13 protein-coding genes are annotated in these 15,711 nt (G+C 38.9%); 10 read left to right on the forward strand and 3 right to left on the reverse strand.

The genetic code is table 11. From position 1 onward, the window contains the following. Nucleotides 1-155 precede the first annotated feature (155 nt). The 6 genes from K2N75_RS08075 to K2N75_RS08100 are packed head-to-tail and all read left to right on the forward strand — an operon-like array spanning nucleotide 156 to nucleotide 6,569. Complete coding sequence (locus K2N75_RS08075) at nucleotides 156-581, forward strand: CoA-binding protein (RefSeq protein WP_297680073.1); 426 nt, start codon at nucleotides 156-158, stop codon at nucleotides 579-581. Then, entirely contained in the window at nucleotides 581-1,789 is a 1,209-nt protein-coding gene (ilvA, locus tag K2N75_RS08080) for a threonine ammonia-lyase (protein WP_297680072.1), read from the forward strand. Before K2N75_RS08075 ends, ilvA begins: the two co-directional genes overlap by 1 nt. A 12-nt stretch (nucleotides 1,790-1,801) precedes the next feature. Further along, complete coding sequence (locus K2N75_RS08085) at nucleotides 1,802-2,983, forward strand: hypothetical protein (protein WP_297680071.1); 1,182 nt, start codon at nucleotides 1,802-1,804, stop codon at nucleotides 2,981-2,983. Then, entirely contained in the window at nucleotides 2,984-3,658 is a 675-nt protein-coding gene (locus K2N75_RS08090) for a prepilin-type cleavage/methylation domain-containing protein (protein WP_297680070.1), read from the forward strand. A 49-nt stretch (nucleotides 3,659-3,707) separates the two neighbouring features. Further along, on the forward strand, nucleotides 3,708-4,508 hold the full coding sequence (gene rsmA / locus K2N75_RS08095; RefSeq protein WP_297680069.1) for a 16S rRNA (adenine(1518)-N(6)/adenine(1519)-N(6))-dimethyltransferase RsmA: 801 nt from the start codon (nucleotides 3,708-3,710) through the stop codon (nucleotides 4,506-4,508). A gap of 12 nt (nucleotides 4,509-4,520) precedes the next feature. Then, nucleotides 4,521-6,569 (forward strand): RNase J family beta-CASP ribonuclease, encoded by a 2,049-nt coding sequence (locus tag K2N75_RS08100; protein ID WP_297680068.1) that lies wholly within the window; start codon nucleotides 4,521-4,523, stop codon nucleotides 6,567-6,569. A gap of 48 nt (nucleotides 6,570-6,617) precedes the next feature. On the opposite strand, the gene K2N75_RS08105 is transcribed toward K2N75_RS08100, so the two are convergent. Continuing rightward, nucleotides 6,618-7,649 carry an SLAC1 anion channel family protein gene (locus K2N75_RS08105; RefSeq protein WP_297680067.1) on the reverse strand — a complete coding sequence of 344 codons (1,032 nt, stop codon included), beginning with the start codon at nucleotides 7,647-7,649 and terminating at the stop codon, nucleotides 6,618-6,620. A 96-nt stretch (nucleotides 7,650-7,745) separates the two neighbouring features. Further along, complete coding sequence (locus K2N75_RS08110; protein WP_300120314.1) at nucleotides 7,746-8,795, reverse strand: type II asparaginase; 1,050 nt, start codon at nucleotides 8,793-8,795, stop codon at nucleotides 7,746-7,748. A gap of 161 nt (nucleotides 8,796-8,956) precedes the next feature. Between K2N75_RS08110 and K2N75_RS08115 the strand changes: the two genes are divergently transcribed. Further along, entirely contained in the window at nucleotides 8,957-11,020 is a 2,064-nt protein-coding gene (locus tag K2N75_RS08115) for a methyl-accepting chemotaxis protein (protein WP_297680065.1), read from the forward strand. A 16-nt stretch (nucleotides 11,021-11,036) separates the two neighbouring features. On the opposite strand, the gene uvrB is transcribed toward K2N75_RS08115, so the two are convergent. Next, nucleotides 11,037-13,010, reverse strand: a complete 1,974-nt coding sequence (gene uvrB / locus K2N75_RS08120) for an excinuclease ABC subunit UvrB (protein WP_297680064.1) — start codon at nucleotides 13,008-13,010, stop codon at nucleotides 11,037-11,039. Nucleotides 13,011-13,145: 135 nt separating this feature from the next. On the opposite strand from uvrB, the gene K2N75_RS08125 reads away from it, so the two are divergent. The 3 genes from K2N75_RS08125 to K2N75_RS08135 are packed head-to-tail and all read left to right on the forward strand — an operon-like array spanning nucleotide 13,146 to nucleotide 15,602. Further along, complete coding sequence (locus tag K2N75_RS08125; RefSeq protein ID WP_297680063.1) at nucleotides 13,146-13,379, forward strand: hypothetical protein; 234 nt, start codon at nucleotides 13,146-13,148, stop codon at nucleotides 13,377-13,379. Further along, on the forward strand, nucleotides 13,379-13,726 hold the full coding sequence (locus tag K2N75_RS08130; RefSeq protein ID WP_297680062.1) for a hypothetical protein: 348 nt from the start codon (nucleotides 13,379-13,381) through the stop codon (nucleotides 13,724-13,726). Before K2N75_RS08125 ends, K2N75_RS08130 begins: the two co-directional genes overlap by 1 nt. Before the next feature lie 10 nt (nucleotides 13,727-13,736). Next, nucleotides 13,737-15,602 carry a primosomal protein N' gene (locus tag K2N75_RS08135; RefSeq protein WP_297680061.1) on the forward strand — a complete coding sequence of 622 codons (1,866 nt, stop codon included), beginning with the start codon at nucleotides 13,737-13,739 and terminating at the stop codon, nucleotides 15,600-15,602. The last annotated feature ends 109 nt before the right edge of the window (nucleotides 15,603-15,711 follow it).

Genomic DNA, 15,711 nt, shown 5'->3' on the forward strand with positions numbered 1-15,711 from the left:
AAGAATTTGGCATTTTAGCCTTTTATGTTTAATTTTATTTTAATTGCAGAATCTTGCTTGTAAAGATTCGTTATTATCTGCGTATCCAAATGGCTTTAGGCTAATTTTGTATAAAACTTTGTTAAAATAGTGCAAAATTTTTATAAAGGCATAGAATGCAAGATTCTAAAATGCGAGAAATCTTGAAAGAATCCAAAGTGATTGCGGTGCTTGGGCTCTCTCCAGAAGAGAGCAAACCAAGCCATAAGGTGGCAAAATTTTTGCAAACACAAGGCTATGAGATTCTGCCTATTTATCCTAAGGGGGGCGAGATTTTGGGAGTAAAAGCCTTTGTGAGCTTAAAAGAAGCCTTTGAAGCACAGAACAAAGCGGGTGTGCGGATAGATATTTTAAATGTCTTTCGCAAAAGTGAAGCATTGCCCGAAATTATGCGTGAAGTGTTGGAGTTGCAGAATCCTCCACTTTGTGTTTGGGTGCAATTAGGATTGCAAAATGCGCAGGCGCGTAAAATGCTAGAGAACACAAAGATAATGTATGTTGAAAATTTATGTATCAAACTTGAATATGAGAGGTTGTTTTGATGATTCCACTTTCTAAAATTATGGACGCTAAAGCGCGATTAGAGGGAATCGTGCAGAATACAAAGTTAGCTTTTGCGCCTAAGCTTAGCCAAATTTGCGGAGCAAAAGTGTATGTCAAGCAAGAAAACTTACAAAATACAGGCTCTTTTAAGTTGCGCGGTGCTTTTAATAAAATCTCCTCTTTGAGTGAGGAGGAGCGCGCCTGTGGCGTGATTGCTTCAAGTGCAGGGAATCACGCACAAGGGGTTGCGTATAGCGCAAAACATTATGGAATCAAGGGCGTGATTGTAATGCCAGAGGCAACGCCACTGCTGAAAGTAATGGGAGTAAAAGAACTTGGAGCAGAAGCGATTTTAAAGGGCAATAATTACGATGAAGCCTATGCATATGCGCTAGAATATGCTAAAACGCATAATTTGCAATTCATTCACCCTTTTGCCGATGAGGAAGTGATTGCAGGACAAGGCACGGTTGCACTAGAAATGATTGAGGCACAAAGTCATCTTACAAGCATTGTCGTGCCAATCGGTGGTGGCGGGCTGATTTCTGGAATCGCAGCGGCATATAAGCAAATGTTGCCGAGCGTGCGGATTATTGGAGTTGTCGCAGAGGGTGCGCCTGGAATGTATCATTCTTACCACAAAAAAGAAATCCAAAGCACGGATTCTGTGCGCACAATCGCCGATGGAATCGCAGTGCGTGATGTGAATTCTAAAAACTTTGAATATGTTTTAGAATCCGTAGATGAAGTCGTAATGGTAGATGATGAGGAAATCGCTAATGCAGTGCTTTATTTGCTAGAGAATCAAAAGCTTGTCGTAGAGGGAGCAGGGGCTAGTGTGGTTGCAGCAGTATTGCACCATAAATTTGCTTTGCAAAAGGAAGAATCTTTGGGGCTTGTGTTGAGCGGAGGAAATATTGATGTAACAATGCTTGGAAATATTATTGAGCGGGGGCTTGTGCGCTCCCACCGCAAAATGCAAATTTCTGTAACGCTAATAGACAAACCCGGAAGTTTGCAAAGATTGAGTGATTTACTCTCTAATCTTGGCGCGAACATTGTCAAGATTGATTTTGATAGGACTTCCACTTCTCTTGCTTTTGGTGATGCAAATATTGTGATTATGCTTGAAACAAAAGGCAAAGAACATCAAGGAGCGATTCGTTCGCAACTACAAAAACAAGGTTATATATTTGTAGAGATTTAAGGAATCGCAACTTTGAAACCACAAACTCGCAGTTTTTTTTGGCTTTTTGGCTTATTTTTTTTAAGTCTTAGTGCGCTTTTGTGGCTACTTAGCACATTAAGCATTAGCCATAACGAAGCGCAAGAGTTTTTTAATCCGCAGCATTTTTGTGGATTTGTTAGCTCTTATAGTGCAAAGATTCTAGGACAAAACGATTGGAGTTTGCGACTGCCTTTTTTATTATTGCATTTTTGCAATGCCTTTTTGATGTATTATTTTGCAAGAGATTTTTTAAAGCACTCTAGCGACGCAGTTTTTTGCACTTTGTTGTTTCTTTTATTGCCAGGTGTGAATGCCGCTGCACTGCTAGTTTCTAATAGTGGAATCGTGATTTGCTTGACATTGATTCTTTGTATTTGGGTGCAAAAAAACGACACGATTCCTTATGGATTGCTTTTGATAATGGCTTTTGTGGATAGAAGTTTTGCTTTGGTTTTTATTGCATTGATTTTTTATGGCATTGAACGCAAGCAAACACTTTTGATTTTTTTGTCTTTGGGGTTTTTCGCGCTGAATATGTATTGTTTTGGATTAGAGATTGGCGGACACCCAAGAGGCTATTTTTTGGATAGCAATGGGCATTTGTTGTTGATTTTTTCTCCATTGTTATTTTTGTATTTTTTATACACGCTTTATCGTTATTTTAATCAGAGTAAAAGACCTTTGATTTGGTATATTGCAAGCGTGGCGTTGGGCTTTATTTGGTTGCTCTCCTTGCGCCAAAGGGTGCAGACGGAATTTTTCGCACCTCTGCTAATTGTAGCGATTCCTTTAATGGTGAATCTCTATTTTTCTGGGCTTCGTGTGCGTTTGCCACAATTTCGGGCGCGTTATACGATTCCATTTTTGGCTACTTTTTTAGTTTTGTTGCTTTGTAGTGGAATGTTGTTTTTGTCTAAGCCACTTTTCGTGCTTTTTCCTACCGCAAATGAACATTTTGCTTTTCGGCATTTTATTGCAAAAGAAGTTGCGCAAGCCTTGCATTCTCAAGGAATTAAACGCGTCAAAACAGAGGCAAAAATGCAGGAGAGATTGAAGTTTTATGGAATCTCTAAAGGAGGTTTGAGACTTGGCAATAGCCCTAGAGCAAATGCTTTGAGGATTCCTATTTATTATTATGATAAAAAAGTTGCGACTTTTTATGCTTACGATTAGATGATGAAGCCCGCGTTTAGTTTGCTAGAAATTGTGCTTGTGCTTGGAATATTAAGTGCGTTAATGTGGCTTGGCTATGCTTGGTTCCCAGATTCCAAATTGTATTTGGCGCAAAACCAAATCCTTGCGCATTTAAATTACACGCGTTTCTTGGCATTAAGCAGCACAAAGCATATCACGCAAAGTGCATTTTGTCAGAGTGATTATTGCCAAGCAGAGAGGGAGAGATGGACAGAATCCTTATGGAGATTGCAATTTTCTAAGCTTCAAGATGTGGGTTATGCGTATTATATTTATAGCGATTCTGCGCGAAAGGTTAGCACAAAGCATTTTGATGACCGCCCACGCGATGCGCAAGAAATCGCTCGCGACCCTTTGGATAACAAATACTTAAATAGCTACAATTATGATAATTCTAAGTTTGCAAACGCACTTCGTGCGGGAGATTTGGCAATCACAAAGCGGTATGGAATCCTAGAAGTGCGAATGAGCGGAGGTTGTGGGGAAAGTGAGGGCGGAAGGGTTTTGTTTGATGAACTAGGTTTTTTGCGTTGTAAAAAACCCTACGAACAGGTGATTTTTCCGCAAGGAATGGTGCGTTTAGAGTTGCAAGGAAGCAGCGGCAAAAGTGTGGGAATTTGCATTTTAGAAAGCGGAATCGTTAAAAAATGCTAAAATTATTTTAAATTGTGTTATAATTAAAGATTTATTTTAAGGCGAGACTTTGAAAGCCGTTGAGAAGCAGAATCTAGCCAAAAAACATTTTGGACAGAATTTTTTACAAAATGAAAGTGTGCTAGAAGCGATTATCCAATCCATTCCCAAGATAAATAAAGAAATAGAACTGATAGAGATTGGGGCTGGCTTAGGTGATCTAACAAATAAGCTATTAAGCTTAGGGAATATCACTACTTATGAGGTGGATAAGGATTTGATTCCTTATTTGCAAGAGCGTTTGAAAGGCGCATTAGAATGCGGGAGATTGAGCCTTGAAATAGGCGATGTATTGGAGATTTGGAGGGGTGAGAGTTTGCGCGGAAAAGATTATTTTCTTGTGTCAAACTTGCCTTATTATGTTGCAACCAAGATTGTGATAAAAACCATCAAAGACCCGCTTTCTTGTGGCTGTGTCGTGATGACACAAAAGGAAGTTGCGCAGAAATTTTGCGCACAATGTGGAGAAAGTGATTTTAGCGCATTAAGTGTGTTAGCGCAAAGCGTAGGAGAGGCAACACTGCTCTTTGATGTGCCTCCTAGTGCCTTTGTTCCGCCGCCTAAAGTTACTTCTTCGGTGTTTTTGCTACAAAAAATAGCGAATCCACCGAGTTTTAAGGATTTAGAACATTTAGAATCCCTCTTGAAAGTCGCCTTTAGTGCGCCTAGAAAGACGATTTTGAATAACTTAAGTAAAGCCTATCCCAAAAAAGAGATTATGGACGCTTTGGAATCCTTGCAGATTGCACCTAGCAAACGACCTCACGAGATTGATACGACTAATTATCACCGACTTTTGAAAATTTTATAAAAGGCGGAAGTTATGGAAGACAATAAAACAAATGAAAATTCAAATCGGACAGAAAATCCTAAAAGAAATCACGAAAACCCTCGTGAAGCCAAAGGAGAAAATAGAGAGAATCGCGAACCAAATAAACGCCGATTTAAACCGCGCAAAACAGAGGAAGCAAATGGGACAGAAAAACCAAGAAACCCAAGAGCGCAGAATCGCAATCGCCCTAATTCAAGGTTCAAAAAACAGGAAAATGCACAAAATAATGCAGAGGTAAGAGAGAATCGCCAAAGATTTGACAAAAATTATGGTAACAAAGAAGTCAATGCGTCTAATTTGGAGTTGCGCAAAGCCGTAGAAATCAATGCCAAAGTGCATAAAAGCGCATTGACATTGCATTCTCAAGTGGAAATTAATCCTAATGGCAAGGTACGCATTACGCCGCTAGGAGGCTTGGGCGAGATTGGCGGCAATATGACGATTATTGAAACACAAAATAGTGCAATTATTATTGATGCAGGAATGAGTTTCCCTGATGATAGTCTGCACGGGGTGGATATTTTAGTGCCAGATTTTAGCTACCTTGAAGTGATTAAAGACAAAATTGCGGGGATTATTATTACCCACGCGCACGAAGACCATATCGGCGCAATGCCTTATTTGTTTAAAAAGTATCAATTTCCCATTTATGGCACGCCTTTACCTTTGGGATTGATTGGCTCAAAGTTTGATGAACACGGACTTAAAAGATTCCGCTCGTTGTTCCGTGCAGTAGAGAAGCGCAAGCCGATTCAAATCGGAGAATTTGAGATTGAATGGATACATATCACGCATTCTATTGTGGATTCTAGTGCATTAGCAATCAAAACAGAAGCGGGTTTGATTTTCCATACAGGAGATTTCAAGATTGACCATACGCCTATTGATGGCTACCCAACGGATTTAAATAGAATCGCCTATTATGGGGAGCAAGGAGTTTTGTTGCTCCTTAGCGATTCTACAAATTCGCACAAAAGTGGCTACACTCCAAGTGAAGCAAGCGTGGGACCGGCGTTTGATATGCTATTCTCTCGCGCGAAAGGGCGTGTGATTATGAGCACTTTTAGCTCCAATATCCACCGTGTGTATCAAGCGATTGACCACGGCATTAAATATGGGCGCAAAGTCGCAGTGATTGGGCGTTCAATGGAGAAAAACCTAGAGATTGCAAGGACTTTAGGCTATATTGAATTACCACAAAATATTTTTATTGAAGCGCACGAGGTGGCAAAATATGCCGATGAGGAAGTGTTGATTGTTACGACAGGCTCGCAAGGTGAGACGATGAGCGCACTCTATCGTATGGCAACAGACGAACATCGTCATATCAAGATTAAGCCAAGTGATACGATTATTTTATCCGCTAAGGCGATTCCGGGTAATGAAGGTTCTGTTTCTAATATTTTGAACTTTTTAAATAAAGCAGGGGCAAAAGTTTATTATCAAGACTTTAGTGAGATTCATACGAGCGGACACGCAGCACAAGAAGAGCAAAAACTAATGTTGCGCCTTGTGAAGCCAAAATTCTTTTTGCCTGTGCATGGAGAATATAATCATATCCTTAAACACAAAGAAACCGCGATTAGCTGTGGTGTAGAGGAGCGTAATATTTATCTTATGGAAGACGGCGACCAAATGGAGATTGCACACAATTATTTGCGCAAAGTGCGAAGTGTGAAAACTGGCAAAACCTATATTGATAATCAAGTCAATGCCACGATTGCAAATGATGTGATTTTGGATAGGCAAAATCTAGCAGAAAATGGAATCTTAATTGTGCATTTGGAGTTGAGCAAAGCAAAAAATTCTATTCTCTCTAAGCCACGCATTCAAAGTATGGGAATCGTTGCAAACAAAGATACAATGGCGTTTAACAAGGAAATTGAGGAATTTTTCAGTCTCTTTGTGAAAAATTGCAAAAAAGAATTGTATAACAGCCAAAAAAGTATGGAAAATGAGATAAGAAATGCGCTAAGGAAGTTGATGTTTAAGAAAACGAAGCGGTATCCAACAATTATTCCAATTGTGGATTTAAAATAAATTACTTCTGCTATGGGGTTTAGATTGTGGAATCTAAACCTTTTGCGTTTATTCCTCTAGCACACAGATTTCTCTTTGTTTGATTGCAAGCAAAGTGCGGAATCCGACAATTAGCACAATTATGCTACTTAATACAATGCCAAAAATCCCTAAAAATGCGTAGAATAACGAACCGCCTAGGGAATAAAGCTCTAATGCGCAGAGCGTCCAAGCGGCAGTTGGAAAGGTGAAAGCCCACCAAGAAAGTGCGAATTTTAATTCTTTAAAGATTCCAAAAAGACTAATCATCAAAAGCATAAAAAACAATGCCACACTAAAGCTTGCACTTGCGATTCCATAGAGGCTAGCAATAGAGGCATAGTCTTTAAATAAAAGAAGTATATCCAAAGCAAAGACACTAGGTGGCGCGATGAAAATAAATAAAGTCGGAGAGAGTTTTTGTGGCAAATGTTCTCCAAAAATGAGGCGAATCAAAAGTGCAGCATTGAGCAAAATCCAAAAGAAACTGCCCACTCCAAAATAAAAAACTAAGATTTCAAAAGGAATCCAAGCCATTTTTGCATTCAAATTCATTCCAGCAAGCGGCACAATGAGATTCCCAACGATAGGAATAAACCAAGCAGGATTTGCCATTTTTTGTTCTAAGGCGTGGAGAAACCAGAATCGCACAACATAAAGACTGAGAATCAGTTGCAAAAAAGCACTAATATAAAAAATAATAAGCGCAAGCCATAAGGGAATAAAGTGTAAAATTAGCATTAAGACAATCAAAAGAGAGACACAAACAGCAGAGAAAAAATTAATGCGCACAGGGTGTTTTAGCTCTTTTGAAAATGCGGGGTAATGCCGAATGATTTTTGCAAGATAAAGGATGCTGATTCCACATAGCAAAAAAACACTAAAAAAAGAAAGTGCGGTAAGAAGCCACGAAAGATTCACTTCTAATTCAAAGATTCTAATCGTTTTGCTAACCACAAGCGTAAGTCCGCCAATGCCCATAACAGAAGCAAAAAACATAATAGGAAAATGTAAAAGCCAATTTCTAGAATCAATCGTCGGCTCTATTTTTGGGGTATTCATTATAAGCCTTTTTGGAGAAAAATATCTTTAGCCTACGAATCGCAAGAATCACATTGTAGGAATTTTGACTTGCAATGGGGCGAACCCCATACAAGATTAATAAAGGTCAAAGTATTTTTGGATTTCTTTTGGATTGTTTGTTTTTGTAAGTGCCAACATTAAAAGAACCCTTGCTTTTTGAGGATTGAGATTGTTTGCGCTAATGAAGCCTTGTTGGATTTCTTCCTCACTTAGGGGGACTAAGCCAGAGCCAACGCGTGAGCTTTTTGCCACTACAAGTTTCTTCTGTGAAAGAAGCTCAATTAGATAGTTTTTTTGATTTTCGTGAATGCTACCTGCTCCACTTCCTGCGACAACTAATCCTTTTGCACCTGCGTTTAAAAAGGCTTCTACTGCGACTTTTGAGCCATCGTTAGAATAAGTATAGACAATATCTACTTTAGGCAATTCTTTTAAGCCTCTAACGCTAAAAGGAGAATTCTTTGTGTGTGCTTTGACGCTAAGAGAGTTAAAAAACACTTTACCATCTACGATATAGCCGATTTCTCCGCTATTGGGAGCTTTAAAGGTTTCAACATTTAGTGTATGGGTTTTGCTTACTTCTCTTGCGCTATAAATTTTGTCATTAATCGCCACCATTACGCCTTTGTTTCTAGCGTTTTTGTCTCCTGCAAGTGCAACTGCATTATAAAGGTTTTTAGGTCCATCTGCGCTAATAGCAGTTGCAGGTCTCATTGCTCCTGTTAAAACGACAGGTTTATTACTTTTTACCACAAGATTTAAAAAGTAAGCGGTTTCTTCCATTGTGTCTGTTCCGTGTGTGATGACGATTCCATCTACATTGGAGCTTGACAAAAGAGAATTGACTTTGTTTGCAAGTGTAAGCCAAACTTGGTCTGTCATATTAGAGCTATCAATATTTGCCACTTGCTCGCCACTGATGTTGGCAATATTCTTTAGCTCTGGTACTGCGTTAATAAGCACTTCTATGCCCAAACTGCCTGCTTTGTAGCCTGTGGTTGCAAGGTCGCTTTTTGCCTCTCCTGCGATTGTTCCACCTGTTGCTAAAATCACGATATTTGGTTTAGCAAACGCCATCATGCTTACTCCTAGCATAAGCAAAATTCCAAAAAACAATTTTTTCATTTTTACTCCTTGAAAATTAAAAGTCCTTGTAATTATATCAAAGTTGTTATGAAAATATTTTAAAGCAATCCTTCTTTTAAGGTGATAAAATCACATAGCTTTAATTGTTGTTTAAGATATAATATTAAGAGGTTAAGAGAATAACAAGGCAAGGAGCAACAATGTTACAGGCTTTATTAAGAGTAAATGATGTGAGTTTAAAGTTTAAAATTATTTTTGCAAGTTTTGCAGTAGCTCTCGTAGGACTTGCTTTGGTTGTGATATTGGTGGGAAATAAAAACTTTGATTTTGCGAAGGAAACAACAACAAATTATGCGCAAGCTACACTTAAAAATCAGGCGAGAACTTTAGAGGGTAAAATCAATTTAGGTTTTGAAAATGCCGCAAATCTTGCTATTTTGGCTAACGAAAGTTTGCAGAATCTAAGAACTCAAAACACTAACTCTCTTTGCGATTCTTACTGCTCTACAATGTTAAATGGTTATTTAAAAACAATCATAAGCCAAAACAATCTCTATCAAGCCGCATTTATTAGATTTTTTAATGGTGAGGTTTATACCACTTCTTCTAATCCCCAAAATATCTTGGAATCTCTTAAGACAAATGAAATCAACGCATTGTTTAAGGGCAACAATACACAGGCAATTTTCATACCCAAGTTAAAGCCAAAGCCAAAAGATAGTGCAGATAAAACTCCTCTCTACGCCCCTGTTTATTTGTTGAATAAAATTATTTATAACTCTCAAACTATCGGGATTAGTGGGATTGTATTTGATTTAAAGAAATTGGGCGAAGAAATCAAGCAAATTAAAATCTTAGAAAGCGGTTTTGTCGTCCTTCTTTCTCAAGATAGCGTGGTTTTGCACCATAAGTTTTTCCATACTTTTAATCGTGAAATGGCAAATGTAGATAAGGGTGCAAATGAGTATTTGAAAGAAGCTTTATTGGGCAAAGAGATTATCTTTGATAGAATCAGCCCTAATACCAAAGCACCGATTACAACGATTATGGAACCCCTTACGCTCGGCACAAACAATAATACGATTCGTTGGGTAGTGTTTGCAAATATTCCCTTAGAGGAAATGTTAAAAGTCGCTAAAGGGAATCGTAATTTTGCAGCAATGATTTCTTTGTTTGTTTTGATACTTATCTGTGTTGTAATGTATCTCGTGGGGCATATTATTTATAAGCGGTTAAATCTAATAAAGACCGGCTTGCAGGAATTTTTTGATTATTTAAACAACAAGCGCAACGATTTCCAAGATATTCCCCTTGTTTGTAAAGATGAGTTAGGCATAATGGGTAAAGTTATTAATCAAAATGCTAAAAATATCAAGCTTGATTTAGAAAAAGACCAAATTGCTATTAAGGAATCTTTGCAGGTTGTTGCCAAAGTAGAGCAGGGAGATTTGAGAGCGCGTATTGAAGCCAATCCAAACAATCCAAACCTTTTGGAATTAAAAAAGGTTTTAAATACAATGCTAGATTCTTTGCAACACCACATTGGCTCTAATCTCCAAAGCATTGCAAAGGTGCATCAATCCTTTGCCCAATTGGATTTCACACAATCCTTAGAGAATCCAAAAGGAGAAGTGGAAATCATTACCAATAAGCTAGGAGAAGAAGTCGCTAAAATGCTTCGTTTTAGTGCAGAATGCTCTAACACTTTACACAAAAAAAGCAATGATTTAAAGAACTTTTTAGTCAATCTTGCAAAGCAGTCTGATTTGCAAACACAATCTTTACGGGATAGCTCACAAACAATGTCCAAGATTTCGCAAGATATGCAAGATAGTAACACAATGATTAAAGAAGTGGCAAGACAAAGCGATGAGATTAAAAATATTTTGAAAATTATCCAAGACATTGCAGACCAAACCAATCTCCTAGCTCTTAATGCCGCAATTGAAGCAGCGCGTGCTGGAGAACACGGAAGGGGCTTTGCGGTTGTTGCCGATGAAGTCCGAAAGCTCGCCGAACGCACAGGCAAAAGCTTAAGTGAGATTGAGGCTTATACAAATACGCTTGTGCAGTCCATCAATCAAACAGGCGATAACATCAATCATCAGGCAAGCGCAATGGAGGCAATCACGAATTCTATTGCCGAAGTGGAGCAAATCACGCAGCAAAACAATCAAATTGCCAAAGAAGTTAGCGCAATTGGTCAAGATGTTGCGAAGTTAGCCGACGCAATCTTGGAGGATATTAGCACGAAAAAGTATTAAGGATACTTAGGCGATTCTACATTGTGCGGAGTTTGGTTATTTCATCACGCAATCTTGCTGCTTCCTCAAACTCTAGTCTTTTCGCCGCTTCGTGCATTTGTTTGCTTAACTCCTTGACAAGCTTTTCTCGTTCGCTTTTGGGCATTTTGTCTTTGCTTTTCTTTGCTTTTTCGTAAAGGATTCCTAAATCTTGGTTTTTCAAATCCTCATCAAGTTTTCTTGAAACGCTTTGTGGCGTAATGTTATGTGCCTTGTTGTATGCTTCTTGCTTGTTTCTACGATAGTCTGTAATCTCCATAGCCTTTTGCATAGAGGGGGTGATTTTATCCGCAAAGAGCAACACATGTCCATTGAGATTCCTTGCCGCACGTCCCATTGTCTGAATCAGACTTGTTTCGCTGCGCAAAAATCCCTCTTTGTCTGCGTCTAAAATCGCAATCAAAGAAACTTCGGGCAAATCCAATCCCTCACGCAACAAATTGATTCCTACTAAAATATCAAATTCTCCCGCCCTTAAAGCGCGAATGATTTGATTGCGTTCAATAGCGTCAATATCGCTGTGCATATAGCGCACCTTGAGTCCCAAGTCGCTATAATATTTTGTAAGTTCCTCCGCCATTTTTTTTGTAAGTGCAGTTACAAGCACGCGCTCGCCTTTGGCAATCACTTCTTTTGCCCTATCATAGAGAATCTCCACTTGCCTATCTACTGCTAGCACTTCATAGGTTGGGTCTAGCAAGCCGGTGGGTCGGATAAGTTGTTCGGCGGTGTGCGTGCCGCTCAAATCTAGCTCTTTTTGCGCGGGAGTTGCAGAGACAAACAAAAAATGCGGAGCTTTTTGTATAAATTCCTCGTATTTTAAAGGACGATTATCTAGTGCGCTTGGTAGTCGAAATCCATATTCTACCAAAACTTCTTTGCGGCTTCTATCGCCTGCATACATTCCTCCAAACTGCGGTAAGCTTACGTGGCTTTCATCTACGATAAGCAAATAAGGCTTGTTTTTTTGTGCGAAATAATCTAGCAGAGAATAAGGCGTTTCGCCCGGTTTTTTGCCTGTTAAATGGCGCGCATAGTTTTCAATGCCCTTGCAGATTCCTGTCGCGCTAATCATTTCCAAATCAAACTCCGTCCGAGACTTTAGCCGCTCATATTCCACCATTTTGCCAACAGATTTAAAAAACCCTAACCGCTCCGCAAGCTCTTCTTCAATGCTTTTAATCGCACTTTTTAGCCGTTCTTCACCCACGATAAAAGGATTTGCCGCATAGAGCACAAAAGATTCTAGCTTTTTGAGCAGTTTTTTATCCACAGAATCTAGCAAGCTCATAGATTCTAATTCATCACCAAAAAACTCTAAACGTAAAATTTCGTCCTCGCTATATGCGGGATAGATGTCTATCACTTCACCATTGACGCGAAAATCTCCCCTATCAAAAAAATTATCGTTGCGTTTATAGCCCATTTCTACAAGGCGCAATAAAAGCGACTTTTGGTGGTATTGCCCGCCTATTTCAAATTTTTCAATCATTTCTAAATACTCACGTGGGTTTCCCAAGCCATAGTTTGCAGAGACAGAGGCAACGACAATGCTATCATCATAGGCAAGCAGGGAAGTAGTTGCACTCAATCGCAGCCTCTCTAGCTCCTCATTAATGCTAGAATCCTTTTCAATAAACAAATCTTGACGCGGAATATAGGCTTCTGGTTGATAATAATCAAAGTGTGAAATGAAATACTCTACATGGTTTTTTGGGAAAAAACCCTTAAACTCGCTATAAAGTTGTGCTGCTAAGGTTTTGTTGTGCGTCATAATGAGGGTGGGAATTTGTAAGGATTCTATGATGTGCGCCATAGAAAAAGTTTTGCCACTCCCTGTTACGCCAATGAGTGTTTGGTATTGATTGCCTGCTTGAATGAATCTACTAAGCGTTTTAATGGCTTCTGGTTGGTCACCAGAGGGTTGAAAAGAAGAATGTAATTGAAACATTAAAAAAGAACCTTTTAAGCAAAATTAAAGCAGAATTTTTGCATAAGATTCCTTAGAAATCTTGCGTTTTTCATAAAAAACGTTTAAAATAATGCTAAAATTAAAACCTATTTTTAACTGCAAGGAAAAATGGATATGGAAGAAGCAAAGAATCTCTCAAGCAAACTCTTAGAAAACATCGACGCGCTAATAGATGAATTGCAAAAACAAAGAGACGAAAACCAATCGTTGCGTCAGCAAATCGTGCTTTTAAAAGCAGAAAATGAAGCAAAAAATAGCGAGATTAGCTCACTTTATGATGAAATTGGAGCAAAAGAGCGCGAACTAGAAAATGTGCTCAACAAAATTCAAAATGTTCTTGGTCGCTAATGAGTGATATTTTTCGCGTTTGCATTATGGGTCGCTACTATGACATACCCACAAGCGAGATTTCTATTGCCACATTAGAATCGTTAAAATCTTTGGTAGATGAGACAAATAACATTCATCCGCGCGACTTGCTACGCACATTTTTGGAATATTCTGAAATCAACAATTTACTTAAAAATGAAATCATCAAAGCGAATCAAAAGATTCAAAATGCACAAAATGTAGAATCACAAAATCCTCTTCAAGCTGCGGATTTGCTACAAGAAACAATCAATGCGAAATCACCAAGCCAAGAGGGAGCAACTTCAGTACAATCCGATAATTTAAACCAAGTTAAATCTAATTAGTTTGCACGCTTTGCCCTCTTTTTATTATCATATTGCCCCCTTGAAATTAAATTCTCCTATCTTGACTTATGCAAGTGAGGAATCCCTAGAAATTGGGACATTAGTAGAGATTCCATTAAAGGATAAGCAGGTGCAAGGTGTGGTGCTAAAAGAACGCGCCAAACCAGAATTTCCTTGCAAAGAAGCCTTGCCTTTGGGATTCCAATTCTCACCCCTGCAATGTCAAGTCGCAGAATTTATCACAAGTTATTATTGCGTTCCTTATGCTCTTAGTTTTGGTCTTTTTATTCCCTTTGCCAAAGATTCTATCAAGGATTTTCCAAGTTTAAGTTTCGCACTGAATCCTTTGAGTGCTAAACAGCAACAAGCCTTAGAGTTTATCAACAAGCATCAAAATTCTTTACTTTTTGGCGATACAGGAAGTGGCAAAACAGAAATTTATATTCATTTGTTGAATCAATCTCTGCATAGAGGCAAAAATGCTCTTTTCTTAATGCCAGAAATTTCACTTACTCCTCAAATGGAGAAGCGACTGAAGGCGGTTTTTGGCGAATGTCTTGCATTTTGGCATTCTAAAATCACAAGCAAAACCAAAAAACAAATTTTGCAGGATTTAAAAGAGGGTAGAGTGAGAATCCTAGCAGGCGCGCGTTCGGCACTCTTTTTGCCTCTAGCAAACTTAGATTTAATCCTTATAGATGAGGAACACGATGACGCGTATAAGTCCAACTCCGCTCCACGTTATCACGCACGTGATGTGGCTTTGTATCTCGCTAAAATGGCAAAGATTAAAATCGTGCTAGGTAGTGCAACGCCTCTTGCAACTACTTATGCGCGCGCCAAAACACAAAATGCGGTTTTTCGCCTCAAAGGCACGCATTTCCAAACGCAAAATCATTTTACTTTTTGTGCTAGTTATGATGTGTTGGATTCTAGCATTTTTAGCGCATTGGAGCGGAATTTTAGAGATTCTAAGCAAGCAATCGTTTTTTTGCCTACGCGTGCGAACTTCAAACATTTGCTTTGTGGGCAATGCGGCGAAAGTATAGAATGCCCTAATTGTAGTGTGTCTTTAAGTTTGCACAAAAGGGATTCTAGTTTAAAGTGCCATTATTGCCATTTTGCGCAATCAGTTCCAGAGTTTTGTCCTAAATGTGGTGGAGAGTTACAAAGCCTGCGTATGGGGACACAAGAATTTTCTGAACATTTGTTAAAAATCTTACCAAAGGCTAATATTGCGTGTTTTGATAGAGATTCTATCACAACACAGCGCAAGCTTGAGCAAACTTTAGAGGCTTTTAACCAACACAAAATTGATATTTTGGTTGGCACTCAAATGCTTTCAAAAGGGCACGATTATCATAATGTTAATTTAAGCGTGATTTTGGGGCTAGATTATCTTTTGTATAGCAGTGATTATAGGGCGCGGGAGAAAGCATTGTCGCTAATGTTTCAACTCTCGGGTAGAAGTGGGCGCAAAGAAAATGGCAAGGTGTTAGTGCAAACCTTACATCAAGGTTTTTTTGAGAATTTTTTGGGGGATTATGAAAAATTCTTAGAAGAAGAACTCACAATGCGCGCATCTTTGTATCCGCCTTTTGCACGACTTGCCTTGGTGCATTTTAGTCAAAAAAATCAAGAAAAATCGCAGCAGCTTATGCAGCAAGCCCTTGTGCTTTTGCAAGACAGAATCCGCGTAGAATCCCTAAAAGTAGAGATTGTAGGAAGTGGAATCGCTCCGATTCCGCGCATTGCAAATAAATGGCGTTATGTCATTCTCTTGCGTAGCACAAAGGTGCGGGATTTGCATTTGGCACTTCAGCCATTGCATACGATTGCTTGCGAAATAGATATAGACCCGATAGAATTTGCTTAAGATTGCTTCGCTACGCTTGTAAGGACGCAATAGAATCTCATTTCCTTTTCTCCCTAAACTCTTTCTTTAACTTACGCACTTCTTGAAAGAATTTGAGATAAGCAAGTAA

Origin of the sequence: Helicobacter sp. (assembly GCF_029067145.1) — a bacterium.
In the GTDB taxonomy this organism is placed as follows: domain Bacteria; phylum Campylobacterota; class Campylobacteria; order Campylobacterales; family Helicobacteraceae; genus Helicobacter_D.

Excerpts from the sequence above, each read along its gene's own strand:
- K2N75_RS08075 (WP_297680073.1), top strand. The coding sequence starts at position 156 with ATGCAAGATTCTAAAATGCGAGAAATCTTGAAAGAATCCAAAGTGATT.
- ilvA (WP_297680072.1), top strand. The coding sequence starts at position 581 with ATGATTCCACTTTCTAAAATTATGGACGCTAAAGCGCGATTAGAGGGA.
- K2N75_RS08090 (WP_297680070.1), top strand. The coding sequence starts at position 2,984 with ATGATGAAGCCCGCGTTTAGTTTGCTAGAAATTGTGCTTGTGCTTGGA.
- K2N75_RS08100 (WP_297680068.1), top strand. The coding sequence starts at position 4,521 with ATGGAAGACAATAAAACAAATGAAAATTCAAATCGGACAGAAAATCCT.
- K2N75_RS08105 (WP_297680067.1), bottom strand. The coding sequence starts at position 7,649 with ATGAATACCCCAAAAATAGAGCCGACGATTGATTCTAGAAATTGGCTT.
- K2N75_RS08110 (WP_300120314.1), bottom strand. The coding sequence starts at position 8,795 with ATGAAAAAATTGTTTTTTGGAATTTTGCTTATGCTAGGAGTAAGCATG.
- K2N75_RS08115 (WP_297680065.1), top strand. The coding sequence starts at position 8,957 with ATGTTACAGGCTTTATTAAGAGTAAATGATGTGAGTTTAAAGTTTAAA.
- uvrB (WP_297680064.1), bottom strand. The coding sequence starts at position 13,010 with ATGTTTCAATTACATTCTTCTTTTCAACCCTCTGGTGACCAACCAGAA.
- K2N75_RS08125 (WP_297680063.1), top strand. The coding sequence starts at position 13,146 with ATGGAAGAAGCAAAGAATCTCTCAAGCAAACTCTTAGAAAACATCGAC.
- K2N75_RS08130 (WP_297680062.1), top strand. The coding sequence starts at position 13,379 with ATGAGTGATATTTTTCGCGTTTGCATTATGGGTCGCTACTATGACATA.